This is a genomic window from Aquimarina latercula DSM 2041 (genome assembly GCF_000430645.1).
GTDB lineage: Bacteria > Bacteroidota > Bacteroidia > Flavobacteriales > Flavobacteriaceae > Aquimarina > Aquimarina latercula.
Genome location: NZ_AUMK01000003.1, coordinates 52,350 through 72,714, shown reverse-complemented (window position 1 = coordinate 72,714; position 20,365 = coordinate 52,350). Strand labels below are relative to the sequence as shown.

General features: G+C 33.0%; 21 protein-coding genes and 1 tRNA gene. 7 read left to right on the top strand and 15 right to left on the bottom strand.

Annotation, left to right across the window (positions count from 1 at the left end):
* Positions 1 to 3: 3 nt before the first annotated feature.
* The 6 genes from H526_RS0100355 to H526_RS0100330 form a co-directional block, all read right to left on the bottom strand.
* Positions 4 to 675: a DUF4290 domain-containing protein gene (locus H526_RS0100355; protein ID WP_233557651.1), complete on the bottom strand. Its 672-nt coding sequence runs from the start codon at positions 673 to 675 to the stop codon at positions 4 to 6.
* A gap of 151 nt (positions 676 to 826) precedes the next feature.
* Positions 827 to 1,120 (bottom strand): DUF493 family protein, encoded by a 294-nt coding sequence (locus H526_RS0100350; RefSeq protein WP_027391136.1) that lies wholly within the window; start codon positions 1,118 to 1,120, stop codon positions 827 to 829.
* A gap of 60 nt (positions 1,121 to 1,180) precedes the next feature.
* Complete coding sequence (locus H526_RS0100345; protein ID WP_281171932.1) at positions 1,181 to 1,759, bottom strand: nucleotidyltransferase family protein; 579 nt, start codon at positions 1,757 to 1,759, stop codon at positions 1,181 to 1,183.
* A 16-nt stretch (positions 1,760 to 1,775) separates the two neighbouring features.
* A complete protein-coding gene (locus H526_RS0100340; protein WP_027391134.1) occupies positions 1,776 to 2,846 on the bottom strand; it encodes an XdhC family protein in 1,071 nt (356 codons plus the stop codon).
* Positions 2,843 to 5,002 carry a xanthine dehydrogenase family protein molybdopterin-binding subunit gene (locus tag H526_RS0100335; protein WP_027391133.1) on the bottom strand — a complete coding sequence of 720 codons (2,160 nt, stop codon included), beginning with the start codon at positions 5,000 to 5,002 and terminating at the stop codon, positions 2,843 to 2,845. Before H526_RS0100335 ends, H526_RS0100340 begins: the two co-directional genes overlap by 4 nt.
* 20 nt (positions 5,003 to 5,022) lie before the next feature.
* Entirely contained in the window at positions 5,023 to 5,484 is a 462-nt protein-coding gene (locus H526_RS0100330; RefSeq protein ID WP_027391132.1) for a (2Fe-2S)-binding protein, read from the bottom strand.
* Positions 5,485 to 5,665: 181 nt separating this feature from the next.
* Here H526_RS0100330 and H526_RS0100325 point away from each other — a divergent pair, with 181 nt between their 5' ends.
* The 5 genes from H526_RS0100325 (at position 5,666) to H526_RS0100305 (ending at position 10,228) form a co-directional block, all read left to right on the top strand.
* Positions 5,666 to 6,223 (top strand): AAA family ATPase, encoded by a 558-nt coding sequence (locus tag H526_RS0100325; protein WP_027391131.1) that lies wholly within the window; start codon positions 5,666 to 5,668, stop codon positions 6,221 to 6,223.
* Positions 6,224 to 6,228: 5 nt separating this feature from the next.
* Positions 6,229 to 8,121: a RecQ family ATP-dependent DNA helicase gene (locus tag H526_RS0100320; protein ID WP_027391130.1), complete on the top strand. Its 1,893-nt coding sequence runs from the start codon at positions 6,229 to 6,231 to the stop codon at positions 8,119 to 8,121.
* 4 nt (positions 8,122 to 8,125) lie between these two features.
* Complete coding sequence (fmt, locus tag H526_RS0100315) at positions 8,126 to 9,076, top strand: methionyl-tRNA formyltransferase (protein WP_027391129.1); 951 nt, start codon at positions 8,126 to 8,128, stop codon at positions 9,074 to 9,076.
* Between the two features lie 186 nt (positions 9,077 to 9,262).
* Positions 9,263 to 9,535 (top strand): HU family DNA-binding protein, encoded by a 273-nt coding sequence (locus tag H526_RS0100310; protein ID WP_027391128.1) that lies wholly within the window; start codon positions 9,263 to 9,265, stop codon positions 9,533 to 9,535.
* Between the two features lie 132 nt (positions 9,536 to 9,667).
* Complete coding sequence (locus H526_RS0100305; RefSeq protein ID WP_027391127.1) at positions 9,668 to 10,228, top strand: YqgE/AlgH family protein; 561 nt, start codon at positions 9,668 to 9,670, stop codon at positions 10,226 to 10,228.
* Here the strand turns inward: H526_RS0100305 and H526_RS0100300 are convergent.
* Complete coding sequence (locus tag H526_RS0100300; RefSeq protein ID WP_027391126.1) at positions 10,225 to 11,073, bottom strand: aminotransferase class IV; 849 nt, start codon at positions 11,071 to 11,073, stop codon at positions 10,225 to 10,227. The two genes, H526_RS0100305 and H526_RS0100300, sit on opposite strands and share 4 nt — an antisense overlap.
* Positions 11,074 to 11,139: 66 nt before the next feature.
* Positions 11,140 to 11,532 (bottom strand): START-like domain-containing protein, encoded by a 393-nt coding sequence (locus H526_RS0100295; RefSeq protein WP_027391125.1) that lies wholly within the window; start codon positions 11,530 to 11,532, stop codon positions 11,140 to 11,142.
* A gap of 154 nt (positions 11,533 to 11,686) precedes the next feature.
* Here H526_RS0100295 and H526_RS0100290 point away from each other — a divergent pair.
* Positions 11,687 to 11,760 (top strand) — tRNA-Met (locus H526_RS0100290).
* A gap of 117 nt (positions 11,761 to 11,877) precedes the next feature.
* Here the strand turns inward: H526_RS0100290 and H526_RS0100285 are convergent.
* The gene (locus H526_RS0100285) at positions 11,878 to 12,348 is read right to left on the bottom strand and encodes a hypothetical protein (protein ID WP_035084016.1); all 471 of its coding nucleotides are present in this window, start codon (positions 12,346 to 12,348) and stop codon (positions 11,878 to 11,880) included.
* Between the two features lie 67 nt (positions 12,349 to 12,415).
* Positions 12,416 to 13,786 (bottom strand): histidine--tRNA ligase, encoded by a 1,371-nt coding sequence (gene hisS / locus H526_RS0100280; protein WP_027391123.1) that lies wholly within the window; start codon positions 13,784 to 13,786, stop codon positions 12,416 to 12,418.
* A gap of 219 nt (positions 13,787 to 14,005) precedes the next feature.
* Between hisS and H526_RS0100275 the strand changes: the two genes are divergently transcribed.
* On the top strand, positions 14,006 to 15,247 hold the full coding sequence (locus tag H526_RS0100275; RefSeq protein WP_027391122.1) for an ABC transporter permease: 1,242 nt from the start codon (positions 14,006 to 14,008) through the stop codon (positions 15,245 to 15,247).
* 24 nt (positions 15,248 to 15,271) lie between these two features.
* On the opposite strand, the gene H526_RS0100270 is transcribed toward H526_RS0100275, so the two are convergent.
* The 5 genes from H526_RS0100270 to rpsF form a co-directional block, all read right to left on the bottom strand.
* Positions 15,272 to 15,751: a DUF6495 family protein gene (locus H526_RS0100270; RefSeq protein WP_027391121.1), complete on the bottom strand. Its 480-nt coding sequence runs from the start codon at positions 15,749 to 15,751 to the stop codon at positions 15,272 to 15,274.
* A 98-nt stretch (positions 15,752 to 15,849) separates the two neighbouring features.
* On the bottom strand, positions 15,850 to 19,053 hold the full coding sequence (locus H526_RS0100265; protein ID WP_027391120.1) for a TonB-dependent receptor: 3,204 nt from the start codon (positions 19,051 to 19,053) through the stop codon (positions 15,850 to 15,852).
* Between the two features lie 109 nt (positions 19,054 to 19,162).
* Positions 19,163 to 19,615 (bottom strand): 50S ribosomal protein L9, encoded by a 453-nt coding sequence (rplI, locus tag H526_RS0100260; RefSeq protein WP_027391119.1) that lies wholly within the window; start codon positions 19,613 to 19,615, stop codon positions 19,163 to 19,165.
* 16 nt (positions 19,616 to 19,631) lie between these two features.
* Positions 19,632 to 19,931 carry a 30S ribosomal protein S18 gene (gene rpsR / locus H526_RS0100255; RefSeq protein WP_174412104.1) on the bottom strand — a complete coding sequence of 100 codons (300 nt, stop codon included), beginning with the start codon at positions 19,929 to 19,931 and terminating at the stop codon, positions 19,632 to 19,634.
* Positions 19,931 to 20,269, bottom strand: coding sequence for a 30S ribosomal protein S6 (gene rpsF / locus H526_RS0100250; RefSeq protein ID WP_027391118.1), 339 nt, complete (start codon positions 20,267 to 20,269; stop codon positions 19,931 to 19,933). Before rpsF ends, rpsR begins: the two co-directional genes overlap by 1 nt.
* Between the last annotated feature and the right edge of the window lie 96 nt (positions 20,270 to 20,365).

The following is a 20,365-nucleotide window of genomic DNA, read 5'->3' as shown; positions in this document are numbered from 1 at the left end:
TGGTTAATAACGTTTTTTTCCTCGATTGCTGCCACCTCTGTAATTCTTTTTATTAGAACCTCCAGAACGATAATTTTTCTTTTTACCTCTCATTAAATCTGAGGCTGTACTTAGTTCTTCAGTACTATCTCTAAGATCTATTTTACCATCACTTAATTCTAAAAGATGATTAAAAATTGCATGATCATCTACTGTATCTTTATTCCAATTCAAATAACATTTTTTCATGTGATTTGCAATGGTATAAGTTAAGGCAGTTTTTAAATCTCCTTCTTCCCAACTAACAGCAACATCTATCATTCTTTTAATATTGTTACCATAGTAACGATACTTTGGGAAATTCTGAGGGTATTCTAAAGGCTCCGGTCTTTCTTCTAACTTTTCTTTTGTTAGTATTGGATAAGGAGCTTCTACATCTAATTTAAAATCACTAATAATAAATAATTGATCCCATAATTTATGTTGAAAATCCGGCACATCTCTAAGGTGAGGTTGTAGATTTCCCATAACAGCAATAATAGCCTTAGCTACTTTATTTCTTTCTTCTTTATCCTCTATTTCCACCGCCTGATCAATCATTTTTTGTAAATGACGACCATACTCTGGTATAATAAGCTTTTCACGCTCGGTATTATATTCTAAATTATTTATTTCCATATGATTGTTAACATCCATAAAATCTATAGTAATATGAGCTTCTCTAAAAAGGAATGGTAAGTTATAAAACAGCCTTGTTAACGCGTAGACTTTTCAGTAGCTCATTAATTGTTTTGCAAAATACTAAAATAATATTAGTATGTTTATTAAGTATCTAAAAATATTTTGGTTATAGAGAAATAACTCCTTCTACTTTATCAGCTACTTCTTTATACTTAGAGATTACCTGATCGGGATTCTTCATTCTTACATTGATAGAAACACTTGTGTACTTCCCGTTTTTTGATTGTTTAGTCGTAATAACCGCACCCAGGTTATCAAATATTTTTTCGATTAGATTTATTTTTTCAATATCCGTAGGAACTATAAATTTATACAAATAAGCTGTAGGCCATAAAGCAGTATCAGCTAATTGAATTTTTAGTTTTTTATAAAATTCTTCAGAATTAGGAGCATCACTCATGTATTACAAATTTTTTGGGTAAAGATACACCTTCTCATTCATATATCAGAATGGCACTCTCTACTCTTTTTTCATTTTCAGCAATGCATTATACTGTTCTAACGTATCGATATCAATTGTTCTATCACCACCATCAATAGTTATCAAATCGTCCATATGTCTTTCAATAATGTATCGAGCACCAAAATCCTCCTTAAGCTCTGATAATTCAGAACAAAAGGTATTCGGAAAAATAGCTGGAACTCCTGTTCTATTTTTCATTTTAGTAGCAATAATTCTATTAGGATTGGAATCAAATTTCGATATCAAACGGCTTAAATGATTTACATTTATTAAAGGTTGATCTACTAATGAAAATAATACTGCATCAAAATCTACTTGATTACTCAGAAGATATCGTACCCCAAAATTAATAGAACATCCCATCCCTAGCTTCCATTGTTTATTATTCAAAATATGAATTGGATACCCCTTGATCTCTTTTTCTATTAATTCAAAATTTGCTCCTAACACAACATAAGTTTCAACTAACTCTAGATTTAATGACTTTTTAATTTCGTTTACGATTAATGAATCACCTTGCCAAGATAATAGCTGCTTAGGAGCACCCATACGACTAGAAGATCCAGCGGCTAATATGATATGAACAATTCTATTAATTATGAGAAGATATTTTATCTAATTTTTCTTGTTTCGAAGATCCATGAATACCGCCTACTTTATCCTGCAATGAAATTGGCTCCTGATCACGAACTACAGATAAAATTTCTGCAATGATGGAAATTGCAATTTCCTGAGGAGTTTCTGCACCAAGGTTTAAACCAGCAGGTCCATAAATACAATCTATAAACTCTTCATTAACATCCGGAAAATACTCAATAAATGCAGAAAGAATTTTTTCTCTTCTTTTAGAAGGACCTAACAAACCTATATAGACAGGCAATGCGTTTTTTATAGCTTGTAGATATAACAAATCCTTAGCAAAATTATGAGTCATCAAAATAATTGCAGTTTGTTTATCTACTTTATCTATGACTAACTCTTCAGGAGATTGATTCAATACTTTGGTAGCCCCAGGAAAATCCGATGCAATTTTTGGTTTTTTTGGAGTATTCACAATCTCTACTTCCCATCCTGTGGCATTTGCAATTGCACATAACTCAATTGCATCATGTTCCCAACCAATAATTATCAATCGAAAACAAGGTTCCATACTTCGTGAAAAACAGTCAAAACTTATATTATTTTTAACTAAATGGATATCAAAACAACTTGAAAATTTAAGCTCTTTAAAGTCCCCAAAAGAAATCGTGGACCCCATTGTCCCAACAAAATCTTCTTTTTTAGTATAATGAGAATTAATCTCGAAAGGTATTCGAGAAAACAGATAATCCTCTATTGTAGTAATTACATCACTATGAATAGAAAATGGTTCTATCAAAATATACAAAACACCTTCGCAACCTAAACGGTATCTACCATTATAAGTCATTATTTTAGCCCTATTATCAGCAAAAACTGATTGTGATTGTCGCAGCACTTCTTTCTCAACACACCCTCCACTAACAGCTCCAGTCATCTCTCCATTTTCTAGGATAAGCATTCCAACACCTGGACGTCGGTATGATGAGCCATCAACATCAACAATAGTTGCCATGACAGCTCTTATACCTTTCTTATTAGCTTCTTTATATGAAGTTATTATTTCTTTAAACTCATGCGTCATACACTACCTAACAATGTCTCGTTTTTCATGTTTTTAACGAAAGGCTGTTTTGTAAGCCTAACTCCTTTAGCTGCTTTTATTGCATTAGCTATTGCTGCTCCTGCTGGAGGCAACGTTGGCTCTCCTAATCCAGTAGGAGCAATATCACTTTCGATAAAATGAGTCTCTACAACTGGAGTTTCATTCATACGAATTAAGCGATATGTGTTAAAGTTAGTATCCTGTGGTTCTCCATTTTCAAAAGAAAAATCACCATACATCGCATGACCTATTCCATCAATAACTCCTCCTTCTATTTGATTTTTTGCTCCTAGAGGATTGACTACGATCCCACAATCCACTACACAAGTTATCTTTTTTATCACAGGTTGATCATTCTCCAATACCACATCTGCAACTTCAGCCACATGAGTATTATGACAATAATAAGAACTAAACCCTTGATATACGCCTTCTGGCTTCTTACCCCACTCTGATTTCTCTACAGCCGTTTTAATCACCTGCTCTAATCGTTCTGGAGAATATTGTATTCTTTCGTCTTTATGACCTTTTACATTTTGTAATAAATCTAATCTAAGTTGAATATTATCAACCTCCATTGCTTCTGCTAATTCATCAAAAAAACTTTGTTCAGCAAATGCTAAAAAATTAGTATATGGTGCTCTCCAAGCTCCAATGGTTATATTACTATCATATTTTGCAACATCAACTTGATAGTTCTCTATCGCTCCTGCTGGAAAGAAATTTGGAATTAATCCATACATATTAGAATTAATTGCAGCTTCTTTTAAATGATACCCCGTTAGTTTACCATCCTTAATCGCTGCGCTTATTCTATATTTTATAGCAGGTCTATAGATTCCTGCAGACATATCATCCTCCCTAGAATATACTACCTTTACTGGTTTCTTTGCTATATTAGAAATTTCTGCAGCTTCTAGAGCAAAATCTCCATATAATCTTCTTCCAAATCCACCTCCCATTCTTGTCATGTCCACAGATACTTCTTCTGGTTTTCTATCTAATAACTCCGCAACTCTTCTAGCTGTTCCTGCAGGTGTCTGTATTGGTCCAACCAACTTAACTTTCTCAGCAGTAACGTGAGCAAAGAAATTCATGGGTTCCATACAGTTATGAGGAAGAAACGGTGACTCATAGGTACGTTCTACAACTTTATCCGCAGCGGCAAACGCTTTTTTTACATCACCATCCGCGCGCATTGTATTAAACTCATTACCATTTAAAAGATCTACTAAAATCTTATCATGATCCTTAGTATTTTCAAGTTTGGAGTCATCCATCCATTTTGCCTTCACTATTTTTTTACCTTTCATGGCAGACCATGTATTTTCTGCCAATACTGCTATTTTATCTCCAAACTTAAAAACATCTATAACGCCGTTTACTTTTTTTGCTTCTGTAGCATCAAAATCATTTAGTTTTTTACCAAATGCAGGAGGCCGAACAACGGAGACATAGACCATCCCATCTTCTTTATAATCCATCCCATATAGAGGTTTTCCAGAAATGATTTTATCTATATCAACATTATAAATATCCTTTCCTATAATCGTAAAATCTTTAGGGTCTTTAAGTTTTACTTTTTCCGGAACTTTTAAAGAAGCTGCTTCTTTTACGACTTCTCCATACCCTAAAGTTTCCCCATTACCATTAGAAATAACTCCGCTTTTTGTTTTACAAGTACTAGGGTCAACTCCCCATTTTGCAGCAGCCGCATTAATAAGCATTTGTCTTGCGGTAGCTCCCGTTTGTCTTAGCGGTTCCCACCCATGCCTTAGAGATTGACTTCCTCCAGCAACTTGTCTAGTGAAATTTTTAGTATCTAATGCTCCTTGCGCTACAAGAACATTTTCCCAATCTACATCTAATTCTTCTGCGATTAACATCGGCATCGATGTTTTTACACCTTGTCCAATTTCAGGATTTGGCGAAAAAATTGTTACCATTCCATTATCTGCAATTTTAATAAAAGCATTAAAATCGTTAAAGTTTAAATCTGCAATATCTACTGGTGGTGCTACTTCTGGTTTACAAGATTGAAACAAATTAAAACCAATTAAGATTCCGCCACCTGCTAAAGCTGATGTTCTTATAAATGACCTTCTACTTACCGAAGGAGTTGTTATACGTTTCATTAGTTTAGAATTTATATTGGTTAACTTATTTTACTTGCTGCTTGTTCTACTGCTTTCTCTATTCTATTGTAAGAAGCACATCTGCATAGATTCCCACTCATTGCGTCTCTAATCTCCTCTTTATTTGGATTAGGGTTCTGATCTAGAAAAGCTGCAGCGGTCATAATTTGTCCAGCTTGACAATATCCACATTGGGGAACATCAATTTCCTTCCAGGCTTGTTGTACTGGATGAGTAATGTCTTTTGACAAACCTTCTATCGTAGTAATTTTCATTTCTGTTGCTACAGAAACCTTTAATAAACAACTTCTTGTTGCGACACCATCCGCATGTACGGTACAGGCCCCACATTGTCCGATACCACAACCAAATTTAGTTCCAACCAGATCAAAATGATCTCGCAGAACCCATAACAAAGGTGTGTCTTCATCCGCTTCTACAGAAAGCGATTGACCATTTACTTTTAGATTATAAACAGGCATGAGTTTTATTTTTAGGATTTGTATTTAATTAGTCTAAATAAGAGAATAATCCCTAATTTGTTAATCAAGTTACTAAAAATACAGATCGACAAATTCAACTTTAACAGAGCTTTATGGTATCATTGTTTACATATTTTCAAAATCAGTTAATAATTACGAAATTCGCAAAAAAAATATTTCTTTGGCAAAGCACAAAATAGTTATCACCGGAGGTCCTTCAACAGGAAAAACATCTATTATTAAAAATCTTGAAGAAGAAGGCTTCTTTTGTTTTCCTGAATTTATTAGAAGTATTACCCAAGAGGTAAAAGATAATAACGATACTATAGAGATAGTCTCTAATCCAATAGTATCTGTTTCTGATCCATATGATTTTAATATGCAATTACTAAATGGTAGGATTGCTCAGTATAATGATCCTATTGCTAATGATAAAAATATCGCTTTTTATGATAGAGGAATTCCTGATGTCTTAGCATATATGAATCTGTTTAAACAAACATATGATAATACTTTTGTAGAAGCTTGCACAAAACACCCTTATAATCAGATTTTTTTATTACCCCCCTGGAAAGAAATCTATACTTCAGATGAACAACGTTATGAAAGTTTTGATGAGGCACAACAAATTCATCATCATTTATTAGAGATGTATTCAAAATTTGGATACAATTGTATTGAAGTTCCTTTTGGAAATGTAAAAGAACGTAGTACTTTTATATTACAACACGTAATATAGTATTGATGGCCACCCCTATCCAATTATTAAAAAAGATTTGGAATCATGATTCTTTTAGACCGCTACAAGAAGAAATCATCAATGCTGTTATAGAAGATAATGATACATTTGCTTTACTTCCTACTGGAGGCGGAAAATCCATTTGTTTTCAAATTCCTGCGCTATTTAAACCTGGAATTTGCATAGTTATATCTCCTTTAATCGCACTTATGCAAGATCAGGTTGAGCATTTGCAACAAAAAGGTATAAAAGCCATTGCATTAACCAGCGGAATTAAACACTCAGAATTAGATACACTTTTAGATAACTGTATTTATGGGAATTACAAATTTCTATACCTCTCACCAGAAAGGCTGCAACAGGATTTAGTACAAGAGCGTTTAAAGAAAATGAACATTAATCTTATTGCGATCGATGAAGCTCATTGTATTTCTCAATGGGGTAACGACTTTAGACCTTCTTACAAGAAAATCAAAATATTAAGAGAGATCAAACCCGCTGTTCCGATGATTGCTCTTACTGCATCAGCAACTCCTAATGTAGCGGATGACATTATTAAAGAGTTAGATTTATTTCAACCTAAAACCTTTAAACAATCTTTTTTTAGAAGTAATTTAGGATATATGGTTTATCATACTCTGGATAAAAGTGATAAACTTGTTCGAATCTTAAAACGATATCAAGGAAGTTCTATCATTTATGTTAGAAATCGAAAATCTGCGGTAGAGATTAGTGACTTTTTAAACGCTAGCGGATATAAAACAACTTACTATCACGGTGGTGTAGACTCTAAAGAAAAAACAAAACGTTTTCATCAATGGTTAAGGGAAGATATTAGAGTTATGGTTGCGACCAATGCTTTTGGTATGGGGATCGATAAAGCCAATGTAAAAACTGTTATTCATTATAATATCCCAGAGAGTATCGAAAGTTATTTTCAAGAAGCCGGAAGAGCCGGAAGAGATGGAGAGATTTCTTATGCTTTTCTTCTCAAAAACGAAAATGATATTATTAGAGTTCAAAATCAATTTATCAAAGTACTCCCTAATGTAGATTTTGTAAAATTGATATACCGCAAATTGTGCAATTATTTCAGGATATCCTATGGAGAGGGAGAACAAACTACCCATGGCTTTAATTTTAATGAATTTTGCAAGACTTACAGCCTTAGCACCTTAATAACATATAATGCTTTACAATTTTTAGATCGTTGCAGTATTATTAATTTTACACAACGATTTACTAAAAAAAGTTCCCTCCATATTACAACCACCGGAAATCATTTATTGGGATACTTAGAAAAAAATCCTCATTTAGAATTAACCACCAAAGCTATTCTAAGAACATATGGAGGTGTTTTTGATGAAGAAGTAAAAATAAATCTATCACTAATAGCTTCTAAAATAAATATAAGCGAAAAAGAAGTTATAGATGTTTTAAAAAGATTAGAAGAAGCAGAACTACTCGTTTTTAATAATCAATTAACTGATGCTGATATCACTTTTCTAGTCCCTAGAGAAGATGATCACACTATTAATCGCATAAAACCATTTATTGAAGAACTACACGCTTCTAAATCAAATAAGGTAAAAACCATGATTAGATTCGTGCAAAATGAAACAATATGTAGAAGTAGACAACTGCTTGATTACTTTGGAGAAAAGGATACTAAAGATTGTGGTATGTGCAGCGTATGTCGTTCTAATAATGCCAATTCAATTGATCCCCGAGAAATCAGAAATACAGTAATCAATCTTTTACAAAAAAATGAATTATCCTCTAGAGATCTTTTAATGCAACTAAAATGCCCTGAAGATATTGCCTTAAAAATCCTCAGAGAATTAAATGAACACAATATCATAAGAATTGATTCTTACAATAACTATCAACTAGTATAACATAATGAAAGACTTAAAAATTCTGTTTATGGGAACTCCAGATTTCGCTGTAGAGACCTTACGAACAATTATCGAAAATAATTATACCGTAGTTGGTGTTATTACAGCTCCGGATAGACCTGCAGGAAGAGGTAGAAAATTAAAAGCTTCTGCAGTAAAAGAATATGCCTTATCACAAAATCTACCTATACTGCAACCTACAAATTTAAAAGATGAGGGGTTTATCAAAAACTTAAAAGATTTAAATGCAAATTTAAATATTGTTGTTGCGTTTAGGATGTTACCAAAAGTAGTTTGGGACATGCCTACATATGGAACATTTAACCTTCATGCATCTTTATTGCCACAATATAGAGGAGCAGCTCCGATTAATTGGGCTATTATAAATGGGGAACAAAAAACGGGTATTACTACTTTTTTTATTGATGAAAAGATAGATACTGGACATATTATTCTTCAAAAAGAAATTGAAATACAAGATCATGAAACTGCTGGAACACTTCATGACACATTAATGGTAAACGGAGCTTCTTTAGTAATCGACACAATTAAAGCAATTGAGAACGAAACGGTCACAACCAAAATGCAGCCAAAAGAAGATAAAGAATTAAAAACTGCCTACAAACTCCATCGAGACAATACTAAGGTCAATTGGAATGATAATATCAAAACTATTTATAACCTCATTAGAGGATTAAGTCCATACCCAACTGCTTGGTCATTATTATATAATAAAGGTGAAGAAATTTCTATTAAAATATATGATACGGAAATAGAGGAAGAAGAACATAATTTTGATATTGGAAAAATTATCGTAGAAGATTCTATAATCAAAGTGGCAGTAGCCAATGGGTACATTATTCTAAATAAAATTCAACTTCCGGGGAAAAAAGCTATGGAAGCGAAAGCACTCTTAAATGGGTATACCTTTTACAAGGATGCTAAAATGGCCTGAGCCCTTGCTATCACTAGAGTAAGAAAATTCATAGAAAACGTACAGGTTTATTAACAATCGTGTTGAGTTATCAACAAAACCCCGTATTTACTGGGCTAATCCTTGCACGAATCATAAATCCGTATAAATTTGTAGAGCGTTTAACAAAAATTTGGTTTAACCAACAATTAATTTAAAAACAGAATTATGAACAAAACAGAATTAATCGATGCAATGGCAGCTGACGCTGGAATTACAAAAGCAGCAGCAAAGAAAGCTTTAGAATCTTTCTTAGGAAATGTTGAAGGTTCTCTTAAAAAAGGTGACCGTGTTTCTTTAGTAGGATTCGGTTCTTGGTCAGTTTCTAAAAGAGCTGCAAGAGAAGGTAGAAACCCTCAAACAGGTAAAACTATCAAGATCGCTGCTAAAAATGTTGTAAAGTTCAAAGCTGGTGCAGATTTATCTAGTTCAGTTAACTAATTTATTTAGTTTTTGATATTATAGAAAGCTCTCTTTTTAGGGAGCTTTTTTTTATGGATTATCAGTAAAAGTCAAACTTCCTCTTTGATTATTAAAAATAATTATTTAGTTTTAATACAAACTACACCAACTATGATTTCACTTCAACCTTCAAAAGGACATCTTCTGATTGCCGAGCCGTCTATTATCGGTGATGTTTCTTTTAATCGTTCGGTTGTGCTTCTTGCAGATCATAGTGATCAAGGTTCGATAGGGTTTATCATGAATAAACCTTTAGATTATGTTTTATCTGATCTAGTTCCAGAAGTAGAATCAGAATTTAAAATATACAATGGTGGACCAGTAGAACAAGATAATTTATATTTTATTCACAAAGTTCCTCATTTGATTCCTAACAGTGTTGAAATTTCTTCTGGCATCTACTGGGGAGGTGATTTCTCTGTAGTATCAAGTTTAATTGAAGAAAACAAAATCACACCGAATGAGATTCGCTTTTTCTTAGGCTATTCTGGCTGGGATGCGGAGCAACTTATACAAGAGTTAGAAGCTAATTCTTGGGTAATTGTAAAAAACACCTATGAAAAAAATATCATTGGTAAATCGTATGATACTTTCTGGAAAGAAAAGATGATAGAATTAGGTGGAGAATATCTTCTATGGTCAAACGCTCCAGAAGATCCTAGCTATAACTAACCTCCTATTCTTATTCTTGCATTTAATACACCTAGCAACCTTCTTGTTACTTCTGATGTATATTCCTTTTTCCTAAACTTTGTAATAGGCTGTATTCCTGTAATTACATTGGTAATAAACAACTCATCAGCTTTCTGAAGTTCAAATGGCGAAATCGATGCTTCTTCTACCTCATACTCCGGTAATTTTTCCAAAATCCTCAACAATTGAGTACGCAAAATTCCTTTTAAACAACCATCAGCAACTGGTGGAGTCTTAATTTTGTTTCCCTTAATCAAAAACAAATTACCATTTAATGCCTCAAGAACCATTTTGTTAGTATTCAACAACAAACAATTTTCAAAACCATTTTCTTTTGTAAAAATACTTCCTAAAATATTTACCAACTTATTATTAGATTTTAATGTAGATAATAAATCAGGAGCTATGTAATGATCTTTAAACAATGTAACTTCATAAGAAGTACTAGAAATAGTATAAAATGAAGAATTTAATGGTGTTACAGAAATAGAATAATCTATACTATTAAAATTAGGAGTATACAATCCACCTTCTTTTCTATTAACAATAATTTTAACTCTAACGGATGAATTCATAAATCCATTTTCTTGAATAAGCTCTAAAATTTCTTGTTGTAAAAATTCCGGGGTAAAATTCATTGGTATTTCCATTCTAAGAATTCTCATAGAAGCCATTAATCTAAAATAATGATCTTCCCAGAAAAGAATTGTTCCCGAGTTTACACGAATCGTTTCAAATAATGCATCACCATATGCATATCCTCTATTAGCGATAGATAATGTTGCTTCATTATCTACGATTAAATTTCCATTAATATTGACCATAAAAAAAGCCCCTTATTACCAATAAATTATTGGGCGGGGCAAATATACATTATAAAACTAAAGGATTTATGCGGAACCTAAAACTTGTTTTAAATTACCGATCATATTATCCCATAACATTTTATTCTCATCAATTTCATCATCATCGGAGAAGTCAGTCACCATCAAGGAAACATCCTTTGTAATTTCATCAACCTGTATGCGTAATTCGAAGAAATAATCATTACCATCTTCATCATCTGCCATCCATCTAAATTTGATTCTCTCTCCGCTTTTTTTGCTTAACAGTTTTGCTTCCTCCTCACTATCATCCCAAATAAATGTAAACATTTCACCACGTGAATTTACATTATCCGAAAACCACTCAGAAAGTCCTGATGGAGTAGAAATATATTGATATAATAGTTGTGGAGAAGATTGTATTACAAATTCAAGTTCGTATTTTATTTTTTCAGACATATTGCAAATTGTTAGTAAGCCAATATATAGATTAATTATTTACTTTAAAAATATTGAAAAGAGTATTTGAAAAAATTAATTCTACTTTATTGTTTGCTACAATGCTTTTTGTTTTTATATTTGCACCCGAATTAAAATGATGTAGCATCTATTTGGCGAGGTAGCTCAGCTGGTTAGAGCGTTGGATTCATAACCCAGAGGTCGGGGGATCGTGCCCCCCTCTCGCTACAGTAATTCGTTAAAGCCCTTATTTTTAAGGGCTTTTTTATTTTTAAAGCCTTAAACAAAAAAAAGCCATCCACATTGATGGATGACTTATTCTTAAATTTAACGCTGTTATCAAACTTACATTTGTCTATTTAGCGCATCAATTTGTTTTGTTTTTTCCTGCATATACTTACTCATTTTTTCCATTTCTGCTGCAGGAAGCGTAGAAATTAATTTCCTATATTGTTTCGTTAAACTCGAGCTAGATTCACTTAGCTTCAAAAAAGCATCCATATCGGCCTTAGATTCTACAGCTTTTTTATATTTTGAAACATAAGCTTCGTAATCTCTTATATACTTTTTAGCTTCGGTACTGCTAAAAGAAGGAGCTCCTGCCGGAAGCTTTATCGTTTCTTTATTAGGCTTCTTTTTTGTAGATTTCTTTTTCTTTTTTACTACTGGCTTCTTCTCTTCTACAACCTCTACAACATCTGTTGAGTCTACTACTTCCTCGATTACATCCACTTTATCAGACTTAGGGTCTTTTTTACAAGAAACCACAGAAATCAATAAAAGGCATAAAAGAAATCTCAATAAGATATTTTTCATAATTATAGTTTTAGGGTAGTTAATATAGTATTATTTTTAGTTTGGTTTATAAAATTATTGGTTTATCTTACTTTAAAAGTAATTTCAATTCTTCTAAATTCATTGTTTCCTGGGATCCAGTTTGCATATTTTTAACGGTAAAATTCTCGTTTTCCATTTCTGAGGCACCTGCTAAAATTACAAATGGAATTTCTCTTTTATTCGCATATTTCATTTGTTTATTCATTTTAGCGCTATCGGGATAAAGCTCTGCAATTATATCATCTTCCCTGAGTTGATTTATACTCTTTAGACTATATAAGGCTTCTTCTTTTCCAAAGTTAATAAATAATGCTTTTGTAGATGGTGCTACTGTATCCGGAAACAAACCTAACTCTTCTAAAACGAGATAAATTCTATCTAATCCAAAAGAAATTCCAACACCACTAACATCTTTTAAACCAAAAATCCCAGTTAAGTCATCGTAACGTCCTCCTCCTCCAATGGACCCCATCTTTACACCTTCTGGTGCACCTACTTCAAAAATTGCTCCAGTGTAATAGTTTAAACCACGCGCTAATGTAACATCTAAATCAAGAGAAGCTTTATCAAGAGCTACTTCTGTAATCGCACTTACAATAAACTCCAACTCCTCTACTCCCTTCATCCCTTCTTCAGAAGACGCTAACAACTCTTTTAATTTATCAATTTTTTCAGAAGTAGTGCCTGTAAAGTTAAAAAGTGGTTTTACTTTCTCTATAGCTGTCTCAGATATCCCTTTAGCAATCATCTCTTTCTTAACACCTTCCTCTCCAATTTTATCTAACTTATCTAGAGCAACAGTAAAATCAATCAATTTATCACTTGCTCCAATAACCTCTGCTATTCCTGAAAGAATCTTGCGGTTATTCATTTTAATAGTAACACCATCTAATCCTAATTTGCTAAATACTTTATCGTACAGTTGAATAAAATCAACTTCTTGCCATAAAGATTTACTCCCTACCACATCCGCATCACATTGATAGAACTCTCTAAACCTACCTTTTTGCGGACGATCAGCACGCCATACTGGTTGTATCTGATAACGTTTAAACGGAAAATCAATCTCGTTTTGGTGTTGTACTACATATCTGGCAAAAGGAACTGTTAAATCATAACGGAGTGCTTTTTCACTAATCTTAGTAGTCATCTTACTACTTTCTTTACTGTCATACAAAGTATCATCCACTTTACTAAGATAATCTCCACTATTTAATATCTTAAATATTAATCGATCTCCTTCCTCTCCATATTTACCCATCAACGTATCACTATTCTCAAAACTTGGAGTTTCTATAGGATGAAAACCAAACAACTGGAATTGTTCTTTGATTGTATTCATTATATAACTTCTCTTAGCCACTTCTATTGGAGAAAAATCACGTGTTCCTTTTGGTATGGATGGTTTTTGTGCCATGTCCGTTTCGTTCTATTTTTTAAATCATAAAAAATATTTCTAAACCAGAAATACTTCTACTAATTATCAATTATTAAAGGATGTAAATATCTAAAAAAGCTTTAAAATTTTACACGAAAAGCATAAAGAGTTTTACTTATATTAATAAAATTTACTTTTTTGAGTAACTTTAAGCTCATTTTGTAGTCTTATACTTCAAAAGATACTAATTCACCCATTATGTTTTCACTTTTTCGAGAGAATATCAGTATAGCTTTAGACTCTATAAAAGGGCAGCTTTTACGCACGATTCTTACTGTTTTGATTATTGCCATAGGTATTACTGCATTAGTTGGTATCCTAACATTTCTTGGAGCCTTAGAGAACACCATTACTGGAGATTTTGCCTCTATGGGATCTAACACCTTTAATATTCAGCGATATGAATTTACAACAAGACGTGGCGGAAGTGGCGAAAGAGAAAAGATAAATCCTATAATTAGTTATCGTAACGTAAGGCAGTTTAAAGAAAAATTTCAATATCCATTTTCTAAAACCTCCGTATCTTTTAGTGGCACCAGAAATGCAGAAGTTAAATTCGAAAATGAAAAAACGGACCCAGAAGCTTCTGTAGTTGGTGTAAATGAAAATTACTTAGAAAACACAGGGACTGAAGTAGAGTTTGGAAGAAGTTTTACCTTTTTTGATATCGAAAACAATAACAATGTTTGTTTAATAGGTTCTGATTTTAAAAAAAATATATTCAAAGACACAGATCCAATAAACAAAACAATCAGTATACGAGGTGTGAAATTTAAAGTTATTGGTGTTTTAGAAAGTAAAGGAGCAACATTTAGAGACAATCAAGATCTTAAGGTTTTAATTCCTTTACAGGTTGCACGCTCTATATACACATTACCAAATATCAATTATAACATTAGCGTTAAAGTTGACGACAAGCAATTCTTAGAAGGGGCTCAAGATGAAGCAATCATTACCTTTAGAAAAATAAGAGGACTAAATCCTGTAGAAGAAAATGATTTTGGCCTAGAACGCAGTGATGACCTAATCAACCGTATATCTAGTATTACATCCTATTTATATTGGGCTGCCTGGATTATCAGTATCATAACCATTTTTGGATCCTCTATTGCTTTAATGAATATCATGTTAGTTTCTGTTACAGAAAGAACCAGAGAAATTGGTGTTCGTAAAGCACTTGGAGCTAAAAAGAATACTATATCGAGCCAATTCTTTATGGAAACCGTTATCATCGGTCAAATAGGCGGTATCGTAGGCATTATACTTGGAATAACTATTGGAGCAATTATAGTAGCTGTATCCGGTTTTGAGTTTGCAGTTCCATGGTTAGCTATTTTTGCTGCAGTAATTACTTCATTCTTAACAGCAGTTGTTTCTGGCTCATACCCAGCAGTCAAAGCTGCGAGACAAGATCCTATTGAATCCTTAAGGTACGAATAGTCAATAATTAGCTTAAAAGAATGATCATGATTTTTGTTCAACTAGTTTTTCAAAATACTGATACAATTCACCTTTTGTAATATTAGCTCCTTGTAAAATAAGTTTAAACTTATCCATATTAGGATCTTCTGTGTATTCTTTATTTGCGTTATAAAAAGCTACTTGATCATCTAACAGGTTATTTCTTAACCAATCGTACCCTTCTTGTGTAGTAATATCTATATCAGGAAAATTCACTTTAATAGCAATTAAATGCATTTCTGTTTCACCAAGATAAAATAGATGTATTTGATCTTTAGAAAAATGTTCTAAATACTGAGCATTGCCCAAAACTCCTTCCCAAACTAAATCACTAAAAACATCTATCTCTTCTTCTGCTACTTCTGGTTTATTCTGTTTAATATCACTCCACTCATCTGCTGTTATAGATTGTGTAGCTAAAAAATTGATAAATTCTTGGTGTAATTCTTCTAACTGTTCTTTGGTAAGCCTGCGATATCTCATCTTTTCTAATAAAATTGGGTGCAAAAATAGTGATAATTAAAAATCCGCTCCTAATAAATCAAGAACGGATTTTTAAATCTAATACCGAAATTCTTTTTTTAGTTAAAAATATATCGAAGTCCTACCTGTGCTTGCCATCTAGAATCTAAGCTAAAGTCATTAGCAAAGGTGCTAGTTTGAGAAGTATCAAAAGAATACGTTGGAGTATTAGTAGCATCGACGGTAACTCCAATTGGTTGATCATTTACAGGAATTTCTATTACCCCCCAATCAGAATTTAATAAGTTACCAAAATTCAAAATATCAACACTCAACTGTATTGTATTTGTCTTATCACCTATTTGAAAGTTATAATCCTGTAATAACTTTACATCCCATCTTGCTCTCCAAGGACTCAAAATCGCATATTTCTCTGCATAATCCCCTCTACGCTCTCTTAGATATTCATCTTGCTGTATGTAAACCTCTAAAGCTGCTCTTTGATCGGCTTGCTCGACAATTGTTCCACTAAAGTTATACGACGCAAGTTCAGATTCGGTAGGTATATAAATCAAATCATTTAGAACTGAACCATCATTATTTATATCGCCTGAATATGTGTATGAAAATCTTCCTCCCTGAGCATACTCATAAAAAGCTCCTAAAGAAGTTCTCCATTGTTTATTTTTTCCATAACTAAAAGATTTATTTATCTGCCCAACAATCCTATGCTTATCACCATATCTAGAGGCGGTACTCACAGCTTGATTCACATTACCAATAGCAGGGTTTCTATCATAAGCATCACTGGATATTTCTGCATCAAGTGAACTTGCGTCTTCTGCCTCTAAGAAATTATAAGCAACACTAGCAAATAGTCCATTTTTAAAACTTTTCTGAAGTTTAAATGACCAGTTAAACGAATAACCAACATTGGTATTCGTAAACACATAAGCATTTGTTGTACCACCAAATTCATTAACAGCTCTATCAGACGCAAGATAAATAGGCCTACCATCTACTCCACTTAATGTTCCAGAAGGAGTAGCCAAACCATAATTTCGCACCATTTGTGCATTAATATCTTCAGTATAAATAATATCCGTAGAAGCAATCAACCCATTTTTAAACTTATAATCGACACCCAAACTGTTTCTAAATACCTGCGGGAACTGAAAATCTGGAGCAGATGTAGTATAGAAAAAGAAATTAGGGTTAGCAACCTGATTTCCTATCCACACGAATGGAAGACGTCCTGTAAAAATACCGGTACCTCCTCTAATCTGAATAGTCTTATCTCCTTTTACATCATAATTAAATCCTAATCTTGGAGAAATTAACAGCTTTTTAGATGGTAGATCTAAACTATTCAGGTTTGTGGGAGTTCCATTTTCATCAAAATATGTAATTCCAGGTTGATAATTACCATCAGGAAATTCGCCTCCAGCCGCTCTTTCGATATTTTCTGCAATTTTATCTCTAGTATCAAAGAAAAGAGGTTGATCCACCCTAACACCATATGTCAGCGTAAATTGATCACTCATTCTCCATTTGTCCTGAGCATAAAATGCCAATTGCCCCACATTAGTTTCTGCCAACGCCCAATTATCAGTAGCATTATTTGTGTCAAAAACATTTTGCGCATTTGCCAAAGCCTCCGCAATAAGGCCGTTATTAATAGCTTGTTCAAAACTATTAGTGGAACCCGCCGTTATGCGAACGCTATCAAAATCAGGAGCAAATGTACCTACTCCACCATCTCCATTAAAATAAGTATACAATCCAAGATTAAAAGAATTATCAAATTCGAATCTCTCAAAACTTCCTCCTAAAGTAATGGTATGTTTACCAGTAACTATATTTAGATTATTCGTTACCTGATATACTTTCTGTTCTAATCTATTATTGATAGAAAAAGGTTCGTGACCTGCCACAATATACCGTACACCATCTTGCGCTATATTAATCGGTGGAGCCGGAGCAGAAAATGGATCTCTACTATCATCAAAAAATGTATATCCAGCTTGAAATTTATTCGAAATGTTTCCTCCAAAATTAGAATTCAGTTCTACTAAAAATGAATTAATCTTATTATTTATGGTATATCCAGCATTTCTAAACTGTAGTGTTGTTAAGTCAGGTCCTCTTCTACCAATAGCCTCTGGATTCGCAGGTAAATCTCGGGATGCGTCTAAAAAATTATAGATCAATGCTAACCGATGATTATTATTAATATTCCAATCAAGTTTTAAAATCCCTTTAGTTGATTCTGTATTATGCGTGTATCCTTCATAAGGCCCTGTTTCATAACCAAGTAAACTAAGCTGTTGAGAAACATAATCCAAATCTTCTGCTGACACTCTTGAAACATTAGCTCCAGTTACTCCTGGTCTAGCGGCTAAAAAATTTGAACCTAAATCTTCTCGATCATCAATTTCAAAATTCCCAAAAATGAACAATTTATTTTTTATTATTGGTCCTCCAACACTCAATCCATATTGAGCCTGGGTAAGGTCTGGAACAATAATATCATCATCCCCTACCTTATCTCCTGTTAAATCTTGATTACGATAAAAACCATATACGGTTCCTTTCCATTCATTAGTACCACTTTTAGTTACAGCATTTACTGATGCTCCTGTAAAACCAGCTTGGGTTACGTCATAAGGCGCCGTAGAAACCTGAATCTGATCTATCGCATCTAATGATATTGGCTGAGCATTTGCCTGACCACCTGGTGTTGCTGCATCCAATCCAAAAGGGTTATTAAAAATAGACCCATCTAGACTAAAATTATTAAACTGATCATTTCTCCCTCCAAAAGAACCATTACTAGAAGCTGTAGGTTCTAATCGATAAAAATCAGCTGCAGAACGTGTAATTGTAGGTAATGATTTTAACTCTCTATTCCCTATACTGGTTTCTGCTCCAGTTCTTTCACTACTAAAAGTAGCATTCTTATTGGTAGTGATTACTACTTCTTCAAGTTGATTATCATCTTCTATCATAACAACATCTATGTTATATGTCTGACCTAACTGAAGAAAAACATCATCATATACTTTCTTTTTAAAACCAACATAACTTATTGTTACTCGATATGGTCCTCCTACTCTTAAATTAATAAGATCAAAACGACCATCAAAATTAGTAGTTCCACCATACGTAGTTCCTGTAGGTGAATGTATTGCCGTAATATTTGCTCCAGGTAATAATTGATTAACGTTATCGTACACTAATCCTGAAATATTAGAAGTTGTTACCTGAGCCTGAATTGTTATTGCCAATAATGCAAAAACTAAGGTTGAAAGAGTTTTTTTCATCGGTTGTTTTTTTGTGTGAACTAAATATAAATTAAACAAAAAAAACCGCTCAAATGAGCGGTTTTCTATATTATTATAAACCAGTTATCAACCGGTTTAAAAAATCAAATTATTTTGCTTGAGCAACTATTTCAAAAGCAACCGGTGTAATTACAGCTCTATGTAAACGAACAGAAGCTTCATATTGACCTAAACGCTTAATAGTTCCGCCAGGAACAGTGATAAACTTTTTCTCTAGTTCAACACCTTCTTTTCCTAATGCTTCAGAAACATCTGCATTAGAAACAGAACCGAATAACTTATCACCAGATCCTACCTTAGCAGCAATCTTGATTTCGAATCCAGCTATTTTCTTAGCTATTTTCTCAGCATCTTCGATTTCTTTCTTTTCTTTAAAAGCACGTTGTTTTAACGTTTCTTCTAATACTTTTTTAGCAGATGGAGTTGCTAATACAGCAAAACCTCCAGGGATTAGAAAGTTACGTCCATAACCGTTCTTCACTTCTACTACATCGTCTGCGAATCCTAGATTCTCAACGTCTTTCTTTAATATAAGTTCCATAATGTTATGACGAATTTTATTTTAATAAATCACCAACGTATGGCATTAATGCTAAGTGTCTTGCTCTTTTTACAGCAACACTCACTTTACGTTGATATTTTAGAGAAGTTCCAGTAAGACGACGAGGCAATAATTTACCTTGCTCATTTACAAATGCCATTAAGAAATCAGGATCCTTGTAATCAATATACTTAATACCTGACTTTTTGAAACGACAGTACTTCTTAGTTTTTGAAGTATCTATATTTAACGGAGTAAGATATCTAATCTCTCCATCTTTTTTTCCTTTAGCTTGTTGTTCTATAGATGACATAATTAAGCTTTTTGTTTGTTTCTATTTCTTCTTTTCTCAGCCCAAGCAATTGCATGCTTATCTAAACGAACAGTAAGGTAACGCATTACTCTTTCGTCTCTTCTGAACTCAACCTCTACTGTGTTGATAGCCTCTCCTGGTACAGTGTACTCAAATAAGTGATAAAAACCACTTTTCTTGTGCTGGATTGCATAAGCAAGCTTTTTAAGTCCCCAGTCTTCTTTGGATATCATCTTGGCACCGTTAGAAACAAGAATGTCTTCGTATTTCTTAACTGTTTCCTTTATCTGTTCTTCAGATAAAACGGGATTCAAGATGAAAACAGTTTCATAATGATTCATAAAAAATCTATTTTTAATTAAAATTGGCTGCAAAAGTAACATTATTTTTTTGATTTTCAAACTAAAAAACGCTTCGACGAAACACATCTTTTATCG

Coding starts and splice junctions, on each gene's coding strand:
- H526_RS0100275 (WP_027391122.1), top strand. CDS start 14,006: ATGTTTTCACTTTTTCGAGAGAATATCAGTATAGCTTTAGACTCTATA.
- H526_RS0100285 (WP_035084016.1), bottom strand. CDS start 12,348: ATGAAAAATATCTTATTGAGATTTCTTTTATGCCTTTTATTGATTTCT.
- H526_RS0100335 (WP_027391133.1), bottom strand. CDS start 5,002: ATGAAACGTATAACAACTCCTTCGGTAAGTAGAAGGTCATTTATAAGA.
- H526_RS0100355 (WP_233557651.1), bottom strand. CDS start 675: ATGGATGTTAACAATCATATGGAAATAAATAATTTAGAATATAATACC.
- H526_RS0100320 (WP_027391130.1), top strand. CDS start 6,229: ATGGCCACCCCTATCCAATTATTAAAAAAGATTTGGAATCATGATTCT.
- H526_RS0100295 (WP_027391125.1), bottom strand. CDS start 11,532: ATGTCTGAAAAAATAAAATACGAACTTGAATTTGTAATACAATCTTCT.
- fmt (WP_027391129.1), top strand. CDS start 8,126: ATGAAAGACTTAAAAATTCTGTTTATGGGAACTCCAGATTTCGCTGTA.
- rpsF (WP_027391118.1), bottom strand. CDS start 20,269: ATGAATCATTATGAAACTGTTTTCATCTTGAATCCCGTTTTATCTGAA.
- H526_RS0100330 (WP_027391132.1), bottom strand. CDS start 5,484: ATGCCTGTTTATAATCTAAAAGTAAATGGTCAATCGCTTTCTGTAGAA.
- H526_RS0100305 (WP_027391127.1), top strand. CDS start 9,668: ATGATTTCACTTCAACCTTCAAAAGGACATCTTCTGATTGCCGAGCCG.
- rplI (WP_027391119.1), bottom strand. CDS start 19,615: ATGGAACTTATATTAAAGAAAGACGTTGAGAATCTAGGATTCGCAGAC.
- H526_RS0100340 (WP_027391134.1), bottom strand. CDS start 2,846: ATGACGCATGAGTTTAAAGAAATAATAACTTCATATAAAGAAGCTAAT.
- H526_RS0100310 (WP_027391128.1), top strand. CDS start 9,263: ATGAACAAAACAGAATTAATCGATGCAATGGCAGCTGACGCTGGAATT.
- H526_RS0100350 (WP_027391136.1), bottom strand. CDS start 1,120: ATGAGTGATGCTCCTAATTCTGAAGAATTTTATAAAAAACTAAAAATT.
- H526_RS0100265 (WP_027391120.1), bottom strand. CDS start 19,053: ATGAAAAAAACTCTTTCAACCTTAGTTTTTGCATTATTGGCAATAACA.
- H526_RS0100270 (WP_027391121.1), bottom strand. CDS start 15,751: ATGAGATATCGCAGGCTTACCAAAGAACAGTTAGAAGAATTACACCAA.
- H526_RS0100300 (WP_027391126.1), bottom strand. CDS start 11,073: ATGGTCAATATTAATGGAAATTTAATCGTAGATAATGAAGCAACATTA.
- hisS (WP_027391123.1), bottom strand. CDS start 13,786: ATGGCACAAAAACCATCCATACCAAAAGGAACACGTGATTTTTCTCCA.